Raw genomic sequence first — 17,975 nt, forward strand, 5'->3', positions numbered from 1 at the left:
CGCCTTCCCGCATCCTGACGTCTATCGGATATAAACCTTTATGAATCTTAGAGAACGTCGATAGCGTTCAGTTCTTTAAAGGCTTTTTCCAGGCGGGCAACCATGCTGCTCTGAGCGGCACGCAGCCATACGCGCGGATCGTAGAATTTCTTGTTCGGTTTGTCGGCGCCTTCCGGGTTACCCAGCTGGGCCTGCAGGTAGGCTTCATTTTTCTTATAGAAATGAAGAATACCTTCCCAGTTTGCCCACTGAGTATCGGTATCGATGTTCATTTTGATAACACCGTAACCAACCGCTTCTTTGATTTCTTCCGCAGTAGAACCAGAACCGCCATGGAACACGAAGTTCAGGCTGTTGTGCGGCAGATTGTATTTTTCAGACACGTAATCCTGCGAGTTGCGCAGAATTTTCGGCGTCAGCTGAACGTTACCCGGTTTGTATACGCCGTGCACGTTACCGAAGGAGGCAGCGATAGTGAAACGCGGGCTGATCGCATTCAGGGTTTCGTAAGCATAAGCGACATCTTCCGGCTGGGTGTACAGCGCGGAGTTATCCAGATGGCTGTTATCAACGCCATCTTCTTCACCGCCGGTGCAGCCCAGTTCAATTTCCAGCGTCATGCCGATTTTCGCCATGCGAGTCAGATATTTGCTGGAGATTTCGATGTTTTCTTTCAGAGACTCTTCAGACAGGTCGATCATGTGAGAAGAGAACAGCGGTTTACCGGTGGCGGCGAAGTGTTTTTCACCTGCGTCCAGCAGGCCGTCAAGCCACGGCAGCAGTTTTTTCGCACAGTGGTCGGTATGCAGGATAACCGGCACGCCATAATATTCCGCCATCTGATGAACATGGTGAGCGCCGGAGATCGCACCCAGGATAGCAGCCTGCTGACCTTCAGCTTTCAGACCTTTACCAGCGATAAATGCGGCGCCGCCGTTGGAGAACTGAACGATAACCGGTGCGCGAACTTTCGCTGCGGTTTCCAGTACTGCGTTAATGGAGTCGGTACCGACGCAGTTAACCGCAGGCAGCGCAAAGTTATTTTCTTTTGCTACTGCGAAAACTTTCTGTACGTCATCACCAGTGATGACACCGGGTTTTACGAAATCAAAAATTTTAGACATGCTACTTGTCCTGTTTCGTTGGCCGTGGAGGGTTAGAGAAATCAGTTACTGCCCCGGCGACACGGCGCCGGGACGTTAGAAACGGGCGAACCCGTTCAGGTATTACTTTTTAGCGCGCGCTTCCAGCATCGCTACTGCAGGCAGGGTTTTACCTTCCACGAATTCGAGGAACGCACCGCCACCGGTAGAGATGTAGGAGATCTGGTCAGCAATGCCGAACAGATCGATCGCAGCCAGCGTATCACCGCCGCCAGCGATAGAAAACGCTTCGCTTTCCGCGATGGCTTTAGCGACAATTTCCGTACCTTTACGGAAGTTCGGGAATTCGAATACGCCGACCGGGCCATTCCACAGAATGGTTTTGGCGTTTTTCAGGATTTCAGCCAGGTGTTCGGCGGAAACGTCGCCGATATCCAGGATCTGCTCGTCATCTTTAACGGCGGTCACTGATTTCAGCGTTGCAGAAGCGGTTTCAGAGAATTCGGTCGCTACGCGCACATCGCTCGGTACCGGAATATCGCAGGTTTCCAGCAGTTTTTTCGCTTCCGGAATCAGATCGGCTTCACACAGGGATTTACCCACGTTGTGGCCCTGAGCGGCGATGAAGGTATTGGCGATACCGCCGCCAACGATCAGCTGGTCAGCGATTTTGGACAGGGAGTCCAGTACGGTCAGCTTAGTGGATACTTTAGAACCGCCGACAATGGCGACCATCGGACGAGCCGGTTTGCCCAGTGCTTTACCCAGCGCTTCCAGTTCGGCGGACAGCAGCGGACCGGCACAGGCGATCGGGGCGAATTTACCTACGCCGTGAGTCGAAGCCTGAGCGCGGTGAGCCGTACCAAAAGCATCCATCACGAACACATCGCACAGCGCGGCGTATTTTTTAGCCAGCACTTCGTCGTCTTTCTTTTCGCCCTTGTTGAAACGGACGTTTTCCAGTACGACCAGCTCGCCTTCAGCCACGTCTACACCGTCCAGATAGTCTTTCGCCAGACGAACCGGAGCAGACAGTTTATCTTTCAGGTAATTAACCACCGGCAGCAGAGAGAACGCTTCGTCGTATTCGCCTTCAACCGGACGGCCCAGGTGGGACGTTACCATGACGCGAGCACCCTGTTTCAGCGCTGCTTCGATGGTCGGCAGAGAGGCGCGGATACGTGCGTCAGACGTCACTTTGCCATTTTTTACCGGAACATTCAGATCTGAACGGATAAAGACACGTTTGCCAGCCAGATCCAGATCGGTCATTTTGATTACAGACATGGTGAATCCTCTTGTTGATTCTCTTTAAAGTTGCTTGAGCGAAGTATCGGCGCAGTGGCCAATACCGTCGTACCAGAAACCGCAGGCCGCCATCGCGCGGGTTGTATCCAGCATCCGATTGGCGAAGCCCCATTCATTGTCGCACCAGACCAGCGTTTTTATCAGGTGCTGACCACTAACCCGCGTCTGAGTGCCGTCAACAATAGCACTATGCGGATCGTGATTAAAATCTGCCGACACCAGCGGCAGCTCAGTGTAGTCAACTATACCACGAAATGATTCTTGTGCTGATTTTTGCAGCAGTTCATTGATTTGGTTTACATTTACTGCACTTTTTACGCTCACGCTAAGATCGATCGCCGTCACATTAATCGTCGGCACCCGCACCGATATCGCCTCGAAGCGATCCAGAAACTGCGGGAAGATGCGGGTAATGCCGGCCGACAGTTTGGTATCGACCGGAATAATCGACTGACTGGCGGCGCGGGTACGGCGCAGGTCGCGGTGATAGGCGTCAATCACCGGCTGGTCGTTCATCGACGCGTGAATCGTGGTAACGGTGCCGTTTTCGATGCCGAAAGCGTCATCCAGTAATTTAATAATGGGAATAATACAGTTGGTGGTGCAGGAGGCGTTGGAAACGATACGGTGTTCGGCGCGCAGCGTCTCATGATTCACGCCGAAAACGATGGTGGCGTCTAAATCCGCCGTCCCCGGGTGGGAGAACAACACCTTTTTCGCGCCGGCGGCCAGATGCGCTTCGCCATCGGCCCGGCTGCCGTATACGCCGCTGCAGTCCAGCACCACATCCACACCCAGCTCACGCCAGGGAAGATCGCCGGGCTCTCGCTGATGCAGCAGGCGAATCGTATCATCCCCGACATACAGCCGATCGCCTTCCTGGCGCACCTCCCAGGCGAAACGCCCGTGGCTGGAATCGTATTTGAGCAAGTGCGCCATTCCCTGCGCATCCGCGAGTTCATTGATTGCCACAACAGATAGCTCAGCACGACGTCCGGACTCATAAAGCGCACGCAAAACGCTACGGCCAATGCGGCCAAAACCGTTTATGGCAATACGGATTGTCATGCTACTCCCTGTGTCGTGGTGATCATACCTGCCTCTTAGAATAATCCAGTGCGCGATCGGGAATACATATTGTGCCCTGGTATGCGTTATTTTGCATGTGCTGGCGCGTTCGATTTGCCATCTGACGCGGCAGAACCCTATTATTCGCCCAACAACTGAAACGCTTCAGCTAGCATAAACGAATTAATCGACTAAGGGAATATCCACGCCTGGCGCAGGCAAAGAAAAGTCAAAAACGGACCGACGACGGAGCGGGCCGGACGAAGCGACCGGCGGATGACTGGCCTGCGGAACATGATGCGCGACCGCCGCGGATAAGAGAAAGGGGGAGCGATGACCACGCTGCCGACCGGCACGGACAGTGCGCGCCGCGCGATAACGCGATAATAGGCAATGTGCGTTGAAAACGGTTCGAGGCCGGCATAGCGCCGGCCTCGGGTGCCTGACGAAGGCTTGACCCGGAGCAACCGGGCCAGGCGAGCTTATTTCAGCAGCGCCTTCGCTTTCGCCACCACGTTTTCCACGGTGAAGCCAAACTCGCGGAACAGCAGATCCGCCGGCGCGGATTCGCCGAAGCTTTCCATACCGACGATTGCGCCATTCAGGCCAACATATTTATACCAGTAGTCGGCGATACCGGCTTCCACCGCCACCCGCGCCGCGACGCTGGCCGGCAGCACGGATTCACGGTAGCTGGCATCCTGTTTATCAAAGGCATCGGTCGACGGCATGGAAACCACGCGCACGCGACGCCCTTCGGCCGTCAGCGCTTCACTGGCCGCCACGGCCAGCGCCACTTCGGAACCGGTGGCAATCAGAATCAGTTCCGGCTGACCCGCGCAATCTTTCAGCACATAGGCGCCTTTCGCCACGTCGGCCAGTTGCTGAGCGTCGCGATCCTGCTGCGGCAGATTCTGACGCGACAGGATAAGGGCGGTCGGACCATCCTGACGCTCAATGGCATATTTCCACGCCACCGCGGTTTCCACCTGATCCGCCGGGCGCCATGTGCTCATATTCGGCGTGACCCGCAGGCTGGCCAACTGCTCGACCGGCTGATGAGTCGGGCCGTCTTCGCCCAGACCGATGGAGTCATGGGTGTAGACGTAGATGCTGCGAATTTTCATCAGCGCCGCCATACGCACCGCGTTACGGGCATATTCGACAAACATCAGGAATGTCGCGGTATAAGGAATAAAGCCGCCGTGCAGCGAGATCCCGTTGGCGATTGCGGTCATACCGAACTCACGCACGCCGTAGTGGATGTAGTTGCCCGCTTCATTTTCATTAATCGGCTGCGAACCGGACCAGAGGGTCAGATTGCTCGGCGCCAGGTCGGCCGAACCGCCAAGGAATTCCGGCAGCAGCGGGCCAAAAGCGTCCAGCGCGTTTTGCGAAGCCTTACGGCTGGCGATACTGGCCGGATTCGCCTGCAGTTTGTCGATAAAGGCCTGAGAATTAGCCTGCCAGTCGGCGGGCAACTGACCCTGAGTACGCCGCTTGAACTCCGCCGCCAGTTCAGGATAAGCCTGCTGGTAAGCGGCAAAAACGGCGTTCCACTCCGCTTCGCGCGCCTGACCGGCCTGTTTCGCATCCCACTGCGCATAGATATCGGCAGGAATTTCAAAGGGCGCGTAGTGCCAGCCCAGTTTCTCGCGGCTGGCCGCCACTTCCGCATCGCCCAGCGGCGCGCCATGCACATCGTGGGTACCCGCTTTGTTCGGCGAACCAAAACCAATCACCGTTTTGCACATCAGCAGGGACGGTTTATCCGTCACCGCGTGCGCGTCTTCAATCGCCCGCTTAATCGCGTCGGCATCGTGGCCGTCTACGCCGCGGATCACGTGCCAGCCGTAAGCTTCGAAGCGAGCCGCGGTGTCATCGGTAAACCAGCCATCTACATGACCATCGATAGAAATCCCGTTGTCATCGTAAAACGCCGTCAGTTTACCCAGTTTCAGCGTTCCGGCCAGTGAGCAAACTTCATGGGAAATACCTTCCATCATGCAGCCGTCGCCAAGTAACACCCAGGTATGATGGTTAACGATTTCATGCCCCGGACGGTTGAACTGCGCGGCCAGCGTGCGTTCCGCAATCGCCATGCCCACGGCGTTCGCAATCCCCTGCCCCAGCGGCCCGGTCGTCGTTTCCACACCGTCGGTATAGCCGTATTCCGGGTGACCTGGCGTTTTCGAGTGTAATTGACGGAAGTTTTTCAGCTCTTCGATCGGCAGATTGTAACCGGTGAGGTGCAGCAGGCTATAGATCAGCATAGAGGCATGACCGTTGGACAGCACGAAACGGTCGCGGTTGGCCCAGTGTGGATTGACCGGATTGTGGCTGAGATAATCGCGCCACAGCACTTCAGCGATATCGGCCATCCCCATCGGGGCGCCAGGATGACCGGATTTTGCTTTCTGCACGCCGTCCATGCTCAGGGCACGAATGGCGTTGGCAAGTTCTTTACGAGAGGACATGCTTTACTCCAGATCGGATTGAACAAATGTCTCACTAGCATCAGACATTGAAATCAATACCTTAGCTAAAAAAGACCAGGTAAGAATGGCTACAAATGTACATGAAATCAGCCGCAATTGCACTGAGATCGCCGGCCGGCCGCGATGTTTTCCAGCCGGGCGCGGATCTCCACTTTTAGCCGACGCCGCACGAAGGCCCAGACCAATTCTGATTCCATTTTTTCCGCGATATATTTTAGAATCATTAACTCGATATTTTCAGCCTTTTCAGGTAGTTTTGTCAGCGCCATCCCAAATGACCGGCGTAATATTGAGCGCCGGCCAGGCATTTTCCGTTTTATTTTACTTAAGTCATTAGGAAAATGATGTTATGAAAATCAAAACCTCTCTAATCGCTATCAGCATCGCATCGCTGCTGGCCGGATGTCAGACTCTGGATACCGGCGCTTTAATGCAGTCCGGCACTCAAGCTTACCAGGCCGCCACGCTCAGCGACGAGCAAGTCAAAACGCTTAGCGCGCAATCCTGCGAAGCAATGGATAAAGAAGCAAAAATTGCCCCGGCCAATAGCACTTACACCAAACGCCTGAACAAGATCGCTAAAGCGCTCGGCAACGATATCAACGGCACGCCGGCTAACTACAAGGTTTATCTGACCAGCGACGTTAACGCGTGGGCAATGGCAAACGGCTGCATCCGCGTTTACAGCGGCCTGATGGATATGATGAACGACAACGAAGTCACTGGCGTGCTCGGCCATGAAATTGGTCACGTTGCGCTCGGCCATAGCCGTAAAGCCATGCAGGTAGCCTATGCGACCTCGGCCGCACGCAGCGCCGCCGCTTCCGCCGGCGGCGTAGCCGCGACGCTTTCCCAGACTCAACTGGCTGATTTAGGCGAAAAACTGGTTAACGCACAGTTCTCCCAGACTCAGGAATCGCAGGCCGATGACTACTCTTTCGAACTGCTGAAGAAACGCGGCATTAAAACGGAAGGTTTAGCCACCAGCTTTGAAAAACTGGCCAAACTGGACGCAGGAAGCCAGAGCAGCATGTTCGACTCTCATCCGCCGTCAGAAGAACGCGCTAAACACATCCGCCAGCGCATCACTTCCGGCAAATAATCGCGTGATGTCATAGTTATACCGCCTGCCCATCCCGTCGCCGGGTAAACGGCGCAGACGGCGCATAACATAATAGGGGCAGCTCTACCGGGCTGTCCTTATGTTATCCATATTTCTGCCGGTCGGAGGGCGTGACGGGTTTAATAACATTGAATTGATAACAAGATGATTGCAAATCACATAAACACAACATCCCCATTAGAATACAAACATTACTCCGCCGATAATAACAATACCGCCGCTAACTAAAGCAAATTGTACAAAAAGGATTCTTGCCGCTCATTGTTGATTGTTTCTTATCTTGCCACCAGAATATCCCGCCGCCGGGCATTCAGCGAAAAATCGCCAGGAATAGTCTCAAACCACATTAACTTCATAACCTTATATGGATCAAGGTACGAGTCTTCGATACTATCAACAGTAACTACGCTAATTAATTAGCAGGCGAACTAAATAATTCCGCTTTACTGTTATTTCATGATTGAAATACTGGCCGCGTTGGGTAGAATCCACTGAAATTATCGTTCTGCCCTGCTGTCTTTTGCATTTTTTACATGATCACGGATGTTTCAGGATCCCATTCGGGGCGTTTACCGCTCCGTGCGGTAGCTATGCTTCGAGAAAAAAAAGGACATTTATGAATCGGACTGCGCACACTCCGCCACCCGCAGATATGCTGCCGTTTACTTCACCCGTAAACCAGATGCAGCCATCTCCCCGGTTAAAGATCAACGCCGAACGGCTCAGCCGATTCAGCGATATCGACGTTAACGCCCTGCCGGCCCGCATGCCCGCACCTGGCGCCTGCTCCCGCTTTTTTGCTTCTCCCTTTGACAACGTTATTGCCGACATGCCGCATACCGGATCCGGTGGCTGCGCCGTACGCGCGCCTGCCCTCGCCAGCGCACGACATGCCTTTACTCCTCGTCACCACAACAAAGCCATTGCGTCCATCTCTGTGCAGAATCGTCGAAGCCAGGGCTGATTCCCGGCTCAGGTCGGTGTGCATGCAGCATGACGGATATATATTTATCCCCGGCAAACAGAAAATAATGAATAACGGGACGATTGGCTTTAACAGACCCAATATATGTTGGCTGAAAGGAAGTCAGGCAGCGATCCGATCTCAATCGCTTAATCCTTTCAGCCAAAATAAATAGCGTCGACTTTTTTCACAACGAGCAACTGAACGAAAAAATATTCACAATACGAATCCGGCTACTTATTCCCGATAACTAACAGGAATAAGCAGCGGTGATTTATCTGCAGGCCCATTAACCAATAAGAGTAGGTATTATGGCTATTGATATGTTTATGAAGGTTGACGGCGTAAGCGGCGAATCAAAAGACGCCGGCCATACGGGATGGACCGATATCACTTCCTTTAGCTGGGGCGCGTCTCAACCGGGCAATATGAGCGTGGGCGGCGGCGGCGGCGCCGGCAAAGTGAACTTTAATGACCTGCATGTTAATGCGCTGGTTGATAAATCCACGACGGCTCTGCTGAAACACTGCTCCAGCGGCAAGCATCTGGGCAAAGTTGAACTTTCCGTGTGTAAAGCGGGTGGTCAGCAGGTTGAGTATGCCAAAATTACGCTGGAAGACGTACTGGTGACTTCCGTGCAGTACATGGGATCGGACAACGGCGAACTGGTTGGCGTGTCCTACGCATTCCAGGCCGCGAAAGTGAAACAGCAGTACTGGGAACAGACCACTTCCGGCGGAAAAGGCGCTGAAAGCAGCACCGGCTGGAACATCAAGGAAAACAAAGAAGTCTGATGCCGGCACGGGCCTGAACGGCCGGCAAATTCGTGACCGGCAACACCAGAGGGAACTGGCGTCAGAAGTCCGGGTCACCCCGGGTTCTGGCGACGCCGGCCGCCGGAGCGCACCCCGCTACGATAAGCCCGGGTATCCCGGGCTTATCGGCGACTTTATCAGCGACCGCCCCTGCCTGCAGGTTTGAGTTGACGCCGTACGCCGGACATTTACCTGAACTCACACGCCGTCGGTCAAACCGCTGTCGACCTTCCATCGCGCGTCGGCGCGGCAGGTACAGCTTCGGGATGAAGACAACTGGTAATCGCAGCTTATACCGGCACGGCCATTATTTTTGGCCTGCGCAGATCCAGGAATAGTCTCAAATGTTAAGTTTTTGATATCAGTCACAGAAAATCTTAAGTCAAATAAAAACACAACCTGTTGAATAACAAAAAATATTTTTTACTCACCGTACAAAAAACACAACGACTTCAATGCGATGACACCATTGAAATACTGGCTGCGTTGAGTAAAATCCAGTGGTTTTGTAAATCTTCATTACAATTAATTTGCACAATCCCACAGACATTTCAGTATCCCATTCGGGGTGACCATCTCCCCGTGCGGTAGCTATGTTTCACAAACAGAACCGGAGAGCACCATTGCCGCTGTCCCGGATTGACGGTTGTTTAATTTACTGACGAACATCAGGCGGCGGTTTTCCCTGTTTGCAGATTGCTGAGATAAGGAACACGCAGCGCATAGTAAATAGTCTGGCGGAATGAGGAACTGATTAATTTATTAATCGAGAGGAATCTCTTCATGAGCGGTCTGTTTATACATCACGCGCTTTTCCCCTTAGCGAAATCGCTATTTTTTCGGCCGGCCATCCGGTCAGCACTCTGCGCCCGAAAGGGTGATAACGCGTCTTCCCATTTTACCTGATTCAATGATATTGGCCGCCATCCCCTGTTTGTTGCGCTCGGGTCTGCGGCTATGGCATGCATCCTATGGATAAAGGCTGTTTGACAGTTGTTAATTTTTGTCCACTGAAAATAATGAAGAGGATTACTGTGAAAATACGGATCGCCTTAATACTGCTCGCACTTTCTTCCCTCGCCGGCTGTACCACGCCGCCGCCGCCGCCGGTAAGCGATGATACGATCATTACCACTGAAGTCGACGGCAGCGTTCTGACTCACCGTCATGCGATTCAGCCGCCGGCCGCTTTTAGTCCGGTGAATGAACAGTATCGGGCGCTTTATGCCGCTTCCGTCATGACCAAACCCTCCTACGACGGCGAGCTGGTACGTTACCTGGAGAACGGCCAGCCCTTTACCGTACGCGGCGTAGTGGAGAATGAGTGGCTGGCGATCGCAGAAACCGGCAAAGACCAGATCCTGGGTTATGTCCCGCCCAAAGCCGGGGTCAACAGTTCAAAATATGAAGAAACGCTGCGTAAGGATCGCCCGCGTCCGCGCGTCCGCGCCGCCGCCACAAACGCCGCCGCCGCCCAGAAAAAGACCACCTGCGTCAGCACCGGGGATGGTAAAGTCTGCCGCGACAACAACAGCGCGACCTGGGTGCTGGAATAAGCCTTCGTGCTTTGGAGCCACATGAAATTCATCACTACTCTGCGCCAGTTCAGGCTGGCGCTGTTACTGGCCGCAGTAACGCTGCTGGCGGGCTGTATGTCGTCCTCCCGCAGCGTGCCGTCGGATTACAGCCTGCGGTTTATCGCGCATCCGGAGATCAACGAGGCGGCGCCGCTTAAAATCAGAGTCATGGTATTAAAATCAGATGCGGATTTCATGGCGGCCGACTTCTATTCGTTACAGAATAATGCGCAAGGCGTACTGGGTTCGAATCTGATTAGCGTCGATCAATTCTTCCTGATGCCCGGCCAGTTGGATAAAAACGTGGCGGGCCAGGGAAGCCAGGACGCCCGTTATATTGGCATTATGGCGGAGTACCGTGTGCTCGACGGCAAAAAATGGCGGATTTCCCTGCCGTTGCCCGCGCCGACCGACACCAATTTTTATAAAGTCTGGCAATATTCGCCGGACAAACTGAAAGCCAGAATTATTGCCGATATCAACGGCATTCGCGCCGTCAGCGAGTAAGATCTGAGCCTGTATCAGGAATATCATAATGAATAAAACCGATAAGGTAATCTGGAGTGAGGGCATGTTTTTACGCCCTCACCATTTTCAGCAGGCAGAAAGCTATTTAGAAGCGTATGTCAGAAACTGGGGGAAATCACAGCATTCCTTCAACTGGGGATTTCTGACGCTGGAGCTCGATCAATCCTTGTTGCAGCAGGGTAAGGTCGCGCTCAGCCGGGCCAGCGGCATACTGCCGGACGGCACGCCTTTCGACATTAACGATCCCCACCATGCCCCGGCGCCGCTGCAAATCGCCGATAACCAAACCAACGTTAACGTGGTGCTGGCGCTTCCCGCGCGTCGTTCGGGCCAGGATCCGGTTATCTTTAGCGAATCGCAGGATTCGCTGGCTCGTTTTATCAGTTTCGAATCGGAAGTAGACGATTTCAACGCCGTCTCGGTCGGTAGCGCAACCGTGCAATTCGGCAAACTCCGCCTGCGTCTGATGGCGGAAAGCGAACTGACCGCCGAGTGGGTCGCCATGGGCGCCGTACGCGTGCTGGAAAAACGCAGCAACAATGAGATCCAGTTGGATAACAACTATATCCCGCCGATGCTCAATGCACACGCCAGTCTGCCGATCGCCAGCTTTATCAGTGACCTGGAAGGTCTGTTAAATCAGCGTAGTTATCAAATGAGCCAGCGCCTGCAGCAGCCCGGCCGCGGCAACAGTTCGGAAATTCTCGACTTCATGCTATTGGCGTTAATCAATAAGCATATCGGCCAGGTCAGCCATATACGAAATCTGCCGCTGATTCACCCCGAGCGCCTGTTTAACGACTGGCTGCAGTTCGCCACCGAACTGTGCACCTATATGCCGGCGCGCGCGCCGGATAAAGCGCTGCCCCTCTATAAGCACGACAATCTGGCCTATTGCTTCGGCAAACTCATGCTGCTGCTGCGTCAGGGACTGTCGATTGTGATGGAAGAAAACGCCATTCAGATCCCGCTGATCGAACGTTCGCACGGACTGAATATCGCCACCGTTCCCGATGCCACGATGGTGCGCGAATTTGGCTTCGTGCTGGCCGTGCGGGCCGACGTGCCCGGCGACGCGCTGCACACCCATTTCCCGGCGCAGATGAAGATCGCGCCGGTCACCCGCATCAGAGATCTGGTTCAACTGCAGTTACCTGGCATTGTGCTGCATTCGATGCCCGCCGCCCCGCGGCAAATACCCTGGCACGCCGGCTATACCTATTTCGAGCTGGAGAAAGGGGGCGAATTGTGGAAGCAAATGGAAACCTCGGGCGCGTTCGCCTTACATCTGGCGGGCGAATTCCCTGGTTTAAACATGGAATTCTGGGCAATTCGCAACCAAACCGCCTGAATCCGGTGACAGGACAATAATGATGCAGGAAAGACGCCATCCAGACTACCAGACCGGTCAGCCAGAGAGTCACAGTCACGCAGAAAACCCTCTGGTGGCCGCCGCGAATCCGTTGCTGAACGCCCTGCCGCAGATCAGGCATTCCGCCACGCATCCCGATCCGGCAGGGTTGCGACAGCAGTTAATCGATGAAATTCGTCGTTTCGAATTACGCAGCCAGCAGGCGGGGCTGCCGTATGAAGTCATCATCGGCGCCCGCTATTGCCTGTGCACGGCGCTGGACGAAGCCGCCGCGCTTACGCCCTGGGGCAGCAGCAGCGTATGGTCAGGCAATGGCCTGCTGGTCACCTTCCATAACGAGACCTGGGGCGGCGAGAAATTCTTTCAGTTGCTGGCCAAGCTGTCGCAGAATCCGCGCGAACATATTGTCCTGCTGGAGCTGATCAACTTCTGCCTGCTGCTTGGTTTTGAGGGGCGTTACCGCATCATTCAGAACGGTCGGACGCAGCTGGAGACCATGAAACAGCGCCTGCTGCAGCTAATCCGCTCCGTGCGCGGCCATTATGCCGCGCCGCTGTCGCCGCTGGTCACCGACGCGCCGGTACAGAAAAAACGTTGGCGCCCGGTAGTGCCGCTGTGGGCTTACGCCGCGCTGACCGGTTTCCTCGCTTGTCTGCTCTATATCGGGCTAAACTGGCGACTGGCCGGCGAAACCAGTCCGGTGCTGGCCGAGATTTATCAGACCACGCCGCCGCAGGTCACGATACAGCACGCCGCGCCTAAAGCGCCGGCGGTGCTGAACCTGCGCGGTTTCCTGGATAAAGAAATCGCCGAAGGCCTGGTGGCGGTGCGCGACGAGGCCGATCACAGCGTCGTGATCCTCAAAGGCGATGGATTATTCGCTTCCGGCTCCACGACGGTGCGCGACCGCTATATCGCCGTTATCGGCCGCATTGCTCAGGCGATGAACAATATTAGCGGCAATATCATGATCACCGGCTACAGCGACAATGTGCCAATCCGCAGCGCGCGTTTCGCCTCCAACTATGAGCTATCGCTGGAACGGGCTCAGTCGGTACAGACGCTGTTGCAAAAACAGCTCCACCAGCCGGAGCGGGTGCATGCCGAAGGGCTGGGAGAAAATAATCCTGTGGCGCCTAATGACAACGCAGAAAACCGGGCGCGTAACCGACGGGTCGAGATCAAACTTCTGGTTGCTCCAGAAAATACCCGAACGGAACTCAATGCGTCACGGCAAGGATACTAAGGATGCTGAATTCATTACTTTCTATCATCACCAGCCGGCTACTCTGGGGATTTGTTGGCATCACCGCGCTTTCTTTCGTGATCTGGACTATCGGCCCGATGATCGCCATTGGCGACTATCGTCCGCTTGAGTCTGAATCTAACCGGCTGATCGCCATCCTCGTTCTGTCTCTTATATGGATACTGAGCCGCGTTATTCCGCATCTGTACCGGGCCTGGCGCAACAGCAAAATGCTCAGTCATCTGCGCGAATCGGCCGCCGTTGATGAAACGGAGTCTTCCGCGGCGTCTCACGACGACGGACTGCTGGCGGAACGGTTTAGCGAAGCCGCTCAACTGCTGAAAAAAGCGCAGTTCAGCGATGCGCGCAACGGTCAATCGTCCTGGTGGTCCCGCTTTAACCGCCAGTATCTGTACCAGCTTCCCTGGTATGTAATTATCGGCGCGCCTGGCGCGGGCAAGACCACTGCGTTGGTCAACTCCGGACTGCATTTCCCGCTGGCCGATCGCTTCGGCAAGTCGGCGCTGCGCGGCGTCGGCGGCACCCGCAACTGCGACTGGTGGTTTACCAACGAGGCGGTGCTGCTGGATACCGCCGGCCGCTATACCACGCAGGAAAGCCAGCAGGAACAGGACACGGCGGAATGGCAGAGTTTCGTCGGACTATTGAAGAAATACCGCGCCCGGCAGCCCATCAACGGGACTATCATCACCATCAGCATCGCCGATCTGTTGACGGAAACGCCCGAGGCGCTGCAACAGCAGGCGCGGGCGCTGCGCAAACGCCTGCTGGAACTGCATGAACAGCTGGGCATTCACTTCCCGGTCTATGTCATGGTGACGAAGGCCGACCTGATCAAAGGTTTCAGCGCCTACTTTACCGATCTCGATAAAGCGCAGCGCGATCAAGTATGGGGGCTGGGTTTCCCGTGGCAGCAGTCGCGTCAGGCCGATTTTGACCTGACGGCCAGCTTCGAACAGCAGTACACAGCGCTGCAGCAGCGTCTGGAAAATGGACTGCCGGAAACGCTGATCCGCGAGCAGGACCCGATCCAGCGCGCCGACAGCTATCTGTTCCCACAGGAGTTCGCCGCCCTGCGCCCCCTGTTGTCTCAGTACCTGGAAACGGTATTTGCCAAATCCGGCTTCGAAACCCAGTTTTCGCCGCGCGGCGTCTACTTTACCAGCGGCACTCAGGAAGGGTTGCCGTTTGACCGGGTGATGGGCGCGCTGAACCGCGCCCTGCAGCTGCCGACGCTGTCCGAACGCACGGAAAACGGCAACTGGGATACGCTGGATAAAAAGAACCCGATCCCGGCCGGCAAGGGACAAAGCTATTTTCTGAAGGAACTGCTGGAAAACGTCATCTTTCAGGAAAGCGGTCTGGCGGGCAGCAACCGCTGGTGGGAATACCGCAATCGCGCCCTGCAGTGGACCGGCTATATTGTGCTGGCCGCCGTTTTGCTGATCGTCGGTCTGGCCTGGTTTACCAGCTTTTATAACAACAAATCTTATCTGGCCGACGTGCAAACCCGTCTGCCGCAGTTGGAACAGCAGGCCCAGGCGCTTAAAACCGTTAATTCGGGCGATATGCTGACCATCCTGCCCTATCTGAACGCCGTGCAAACGCTGCCGGAAAGCCGGGACTTCTCGCCCGCCGATCCGCCGTTCTCTTACCGGATGGGGCTCTATCGCGGCGATCAAATCGCGGACGCTACGCGTTCTCTGTACCAGAAAACGCTGAAGGAGTTGCTGTTGCCGCAGGTTGCGCAGCAGATCGCCACCACCCTGCGTAACGATAACGGCATCGACGCCGATTTCAGCTACGAAGCGCTGAAAGCCTACCAGATGCTGTATCAGCCCAAGCATTACGACGGGAAATTCCTGCGCGCGTGGGTGATGCTTAATCTGCAGAAAAACCAGTCCGCCAGCATCACGCAGAATCAGCTGCGGCAACTGGAAAGGCATCTGTCGCAGTTGCTGGATAATCAGATTCAAACTTCACCCTATGCGCGCGATGATGAACTGATCGCGCGCCAGCAGGCGCTGATCGGTAAGGCCTCGCTTCCCCAGCGCGTCTATGGGCGAATCAGGCGCCTGCTGAGCCAGGATGAGCGCCTGGCCACGGTTAGCGTGGTGTCGCTGGCCGGCCCCCAGACCGAACTGGCGTTTTCGCGTAAAAGCGGCAAACCGCTCACTGACGGAATTCCGGGTCTGTACACGCCGGACGGCTACTGGCAGGTATTCGATAAAAATATCGACGGCGTCGCCAGCACGCTGCGCGAAGAAGATCGTTGGGTCCTGAATACGCCGGCGGCGGAACAAAACGCGCAGGAGATGGACCTGGCGGTCCGGCTGCTTTATATGGCGGACTACATCCGCCAGTGGGACGGCCTGCTGGCCGATATCCAGCTTAACAACACCAGCGATCTGAATCAGCGCATCAGCAACGTTCGTCTGCTGTCAGGCAGCACCTCGCCGATGCGGCTGCTGATTATCAACGTCGGCAAAAACGTTACGCTGACGAAGGAAGAAGAGAAGGACGGCAAAGAGAAGGCGATAAACGCGGCGGATTTGAATAGCAACACCAGCCGGACGCTGCAGACGCTGTTCAGCAATCGGCAGAACGCCGCGCAGCCGACGCCGCAAACGCCGGAACAGGTGGTGACGGATCACTTCGCGCCGATTATCGAACTGGCCCAGCCGGCCGGGGAAAACAGCAAGAGCATCCCCTTCGACGAGGTTCTGCAACAGGTGGATGAACTGTACAGCTACCTGACCGCGGTTCAGGGCGCCGCCAACAGCGGTATGCCCGCCCCCGCCGGGAACATCATTCCCCGGCTGCAGGCCGACGCGGGTCGTCTGCCCATGCCGTTCCGCGATATGCTGTCCACCGTCGCCGTCGGCGCCAGCAGCGATACTCAGCGCAGAGACATGGAAAACATGAGAAAGCGCATCAGCGTCGAAGTCGGCAGCTTCTGCCGCCAGGCAATCGCCGGCCGCTACCCGCTGACGCCCGGCGCGCGGACGGAAGTCACGCCGGACGATCTGGCGCGGATGTTCGCCCCGGGCAGCGGGCTGATGGATAGCTTCTTCCGCGAAAACCTGTCGGGTAAAGTGGATACCACCCACGCCAGCTGGCGCTTCACGCCGGGCGTCGACGGTAAAAGCCTGCCGGGCGGCGAGGCGTTGCTGCGTCCGTTCCAGCAGGCGCAGAGTATTCGCGATGCCTTCTTCGCCAACGGAGCCACCACGCCGTCGTTCCGCGCCACGCTGCGGCCTGTCAGCATGGACACCGATATTCTGAACATGACGCTGGACGTGGACGGCCAGCTCATGCGTTACAGCCATGGGCCGCAAAACACTCAGGTCGTAAGCTGGCCGGGCAGCGGCGGCACCAATCAGGTGCGGCTGCAGTTGGATCTGAATAACGGCACCAGCTCCAGCCTGGTCACCAGCGGTCCCTGGGCGTTGAATCGGTTTCTCGACCGCGCCCGCCAGTCCGCCGGCAGCGGCAACATGAGCCGGGTCGCTACTTTTAGCGTTGACGGGCATCAGGTTACCCTGGAGTTCACCCCAAACAGCATCCGTAATCCGTTCCGTCTTCCGGGCTTCTCCTGCCCCTGAGCAGAAAGGATAAAAACATGAGTCTATTCGATACTCTCGGCTGGTACGGTAAATTGCCCAGCACCGGCGACTTTCTGCAGCGACGCCTGCCCGATGCACTGGTCCATCACTGGGCGCACTGGTTTCACATGGGGCTGGTCAACTGGCAAAAAGCGGAATCGCAGGACGATCCGCAGCGCCAGTTTCGCAAGGCGCCGGTGTGGAATTTTGTGATCCCGGCCACGCTGGGCAATCAATTTGTACAAATGGGTTGCCTGCTGCCAGCCAGCGATCGCGTCGGACGCCAGTACCCTATCTGCGCCCTGCGGCTGTTCTCGCCCGAAAGCTGGAACAATCAGCAACTGGCGGTGGCCGGCGAGTGGTATCAGTCGGTGGGTAAAACGCTGTTTAACGGCGTGCGCAACGGCTATTCCGCCGAGCAGCTCGACCGCGCGCTGCTGGCGCTGCCTCCCCTGCCGCCGCCGGGCGACGGTATCCATACCGACATCCTCGACGTCATCGGTTATAAAGATGTTTGTACGCTAAACTGGCAGCAAGCGGCCGACTGCTTTTCTCCGCTGCAATACGCGAGTTTCTGGTGGACCAACCAGACCGATGGTTATCCGCTATACACTCACGTCCACAGCGGCAATTTCACCGCTCAGCTGTTCGCGACGTTGTTTAATCCAACGGATGTCGGACAGTCGGGACGGGGCGGCCTTTACCCACGCATGTTTGACTGAGATTACAGTTCGGCGGGCCTTCATA

General features: G+C 55.8%; 13 protein-coding genes. 8 read left to right on the plus strand and 5 right to left on the minus strand.

Features of this window, described 5'->3' with window-relative positions:
- Positions 1-47: 47 nt before the first annotated feature.
- The 5 genes from fbaA to FJU30_RS17200 form a co-directional block, all read right to left on the minus strand.
- Positions 48-1,124, minus strand: a complete 1,077-nt coding sequence (fbaA, locus tag FJU30_RS17180) for a class II fructose-bisphosphate aldolase (RefSeq protein WP_150436204.1) — start codon at positions 1,122-1,124, stop codon at positions 48-50.
- 102 nt (positions 1,125-1,226) lie between these two features.
- Positions 1,227-2,390, minus strand: coding sequence for a phosphoglycerate kinase (pgk, locus tag FJU30_RS17185; protein WP_150436205.1), 1,164 nt, complete (start codon positions 2,388-2,390; stop codon positions 1,227-1,229).
- 24 nt (positions 2,391-2,414) lie between these two features.
- The gene (epd, locus tag FJU30_RS17190) at positions 2,415-3,479 is read right to left on the minus strand and encodes an erythrose-4-phosphate dehydrogenase (RefSeq protein WP_150436206.1); all 1,065 of its coding nucleotides are present in this window, start codon (positions 3,477-3,479) and stop codon (positions 2,415-2,417) included.
- 482 nt (positions 3,480-3,961) lie between these two features.
- Entirely contained in the window at positions 3,962-5,956 is a 1,995-nt protein-coding gene (gene tkt / locus FJU30_RS17195; RefSeq protein WP_150436207.1) for a transketolase, read from the minus strand.
- Between the two features lie 107 nt (positions 5,957-6,063).
- Positions 6,064-6,246, minus strand: a complete 183-nt coding sequence (locus tag FJU30_RS17200; RefSeq protein ID WP_150436208.1) for a hypothetical protein — start codon at positions 6,244-6,246, stop codon at positions 6,064-6,066.
- 80 nt (positions 6,247-6,326) lie between these two features.
- On the opposite strand from FJU30_RS17200, the gene loiP reads away from it, so the two are divergent.
- The 8 genes from loiP to tagF all read left to right on the plus strand — a co-directional run bounded on the left by loiP (position 6,327) and on the right by tagF (position 17,950).
- On the plus strand, positions 6,327-7,079 hold the full coding sequence (loiP, locus tag FJU30_RS17205) for a metalloprotease LoiP (protein WP_150436209.1): 753 nt from the start codon (positions 6,327-6,329) through the stop codon (positions 7,077-7,079).
- Between the two features lie 1,296 nt (positions 7,080-8,375).
- Positions 8,376-8,858, plus strand: a complete 483-nt coding sequence (locus FJU30_RS17210; RefSeq protein ID WP_150436210.1) for an Hcp family type VI secretion system effector — start codon at positions 8,376-8,378, stop codon at positions 8,856-8,858.
- 1,055 nt (positions 8,859-9,913) lie between these two features.
- A complete protein-coding gene (locus tag FJU30_RS17215; RefSeq protein ID WP_150436211.1) occupies positions 9,914-10,435 on the plus strand; it encodes an SH3 domain-containing protein in 522 nt (173 codons plus the stop codon).
- A 21-nt stretch (positions 10,436-10,456) separates the two neighbouring features.
- The gene (tssJ, locus tag FJU30_RS17220) at positions 10,457-10,963 is read left to right on the plus strand and encodes a type VI secretion system lipoprotein TssJ (protein WP_150436212.1); all 507 of its coding nucleotides are present in this window, start codon (positions 10,457-10,459) and stop codon (positions 10,961-10,963) included.
- A gap of 28 nt (positions 10,964-10,991) precedes the next feature.
- Positions 10,992-12,335 (plus strand): type VI secretion system baseplate subunit TssK, encoded by a 1,344-nt coding sequence (tssK, locus tag FJU30_RS17225; protein WP_150436213.1) that lies wholly within the window; start codon positions 10,992-10,994, stop codon positions 12,333-12,335.
- Between the two features lie 22 nt (positions 12,336-12,357).
- Positions 12,358-13,602 carry a DotU family type VI secretion system protein gene (locus FJU30_RS17230; RefSeq protein ID WP_263406734.1) on the plus strand — a complete coding sequence of 415 codons (1,245 nt, stop codon included), beginning with the start codon at positions 12,358-12,360 and terminating at the stop codon, positions 13,600-13,602.
- 2 nt (positions 13,603-13,604) lie between these two features.
- Complete coding sequence (gene tssM / locus FJU30_RS17235) at positions 13,605-17,228, plus strand: type VI secretion system membrane subunit TssM (RefSeq protein WP_150436215.1); 3,624 nt, start codon at positions 13,605-13,607, stop codon at positions 17,226-17,228.
- Positions 17,229-17,245: 17 nt separating this feature from the next.
- A complete protein-coding gene (gene tagF / locus FJU30_RS17240) occupies positions 17,246-17,950 on the plus strand; it encodes a type VI secretion system-associated protein TagF (RefSeq protein ID WP_150436216.1) in 705 nt (234 codons plus the stop codon).
- Positions 17,951-17,975: the final 25 nt, after the last annotated feature.

Source organism: Affinibrenneria salicis (assembly GCF_008710095.1).

Coding starts and splice junctions, on each gene's coding strand:
- tssM (WP_150436215.1), top strand. CDS start 13,605: ATGCTGAATTCATTACTTTCTATCATCACCAGCCGGCTACTCTGGGGA.
- FJU30_RS17200 (WP_150436208.1), bottom strand. CDS start 6,246: ATGGCGCTGACAAAACTACCTGAAAAGGCTGAAAATATCGAGTTAATG.
- tagF (WP_150436216.1), top strand. CDS start 17,246: ATGAGTCTATTCGATACTCTCGGCTGGTACGGTAAATTGCCCAGCACC.
- loiP (WP_150436209.1), top strand. CDS start 6,327: ATGAAAATCAAAACCTCTCTAATCGCTATCAGCATCGCATCGCTGCTG.
- tkt (WP_150436207.1), bottom strand. CDS start 5,956: ATGTCCTCTCGTAAAGAACTTGCCAACGCCATTCGTGCCCTGAGCATG.
- FJU30_RS17210 (WP_150436210.1), top strand. CDS start 8,376: ATGGCTATTGATATGTTTATGAAGGTTGACGGCGTAAGCGGCGAATCA.
- epd (WP_150436206.1), bottom strand. CDS start 3,479: ATGACAATCCGTATTGCCATAAACGGTTTTGGCCGCATTGGCCGTAGC.
- FJU30_RS17230 (WP_263406734.1), top strand. CDS start 12,358: ATGCAGGAAAGACGCCATCCAGACTACCAGACCGGTCAGCCAGAGAGT.
- tssJ (WP_150436212.1), top strand. CDS start 10,457: ATGAAATTCATCACTACTCTGCGCCAGTTCAGGCTGGCGCTGTTACTG.
- pgk (WP_150436205.1), bottom strand. CDS start 2,390: ATGTCTGTAATCAAAATGACCGATCTGGATCTGGCTGGCAAACGTGTC.
- tssK (WP_150436213.1), top strand. CDS start 10,992: ATGAATAAAACCGATAAGGTAATCTGGAGTGAGGGCATGTTTTTACGC.
- fbaA (WP_150436204.1), bottom strand. CDS start 1,124: ATGTCTAAAATTTTTGATTTCGTAAAACCCGGTGTCATCACTGGTGAT.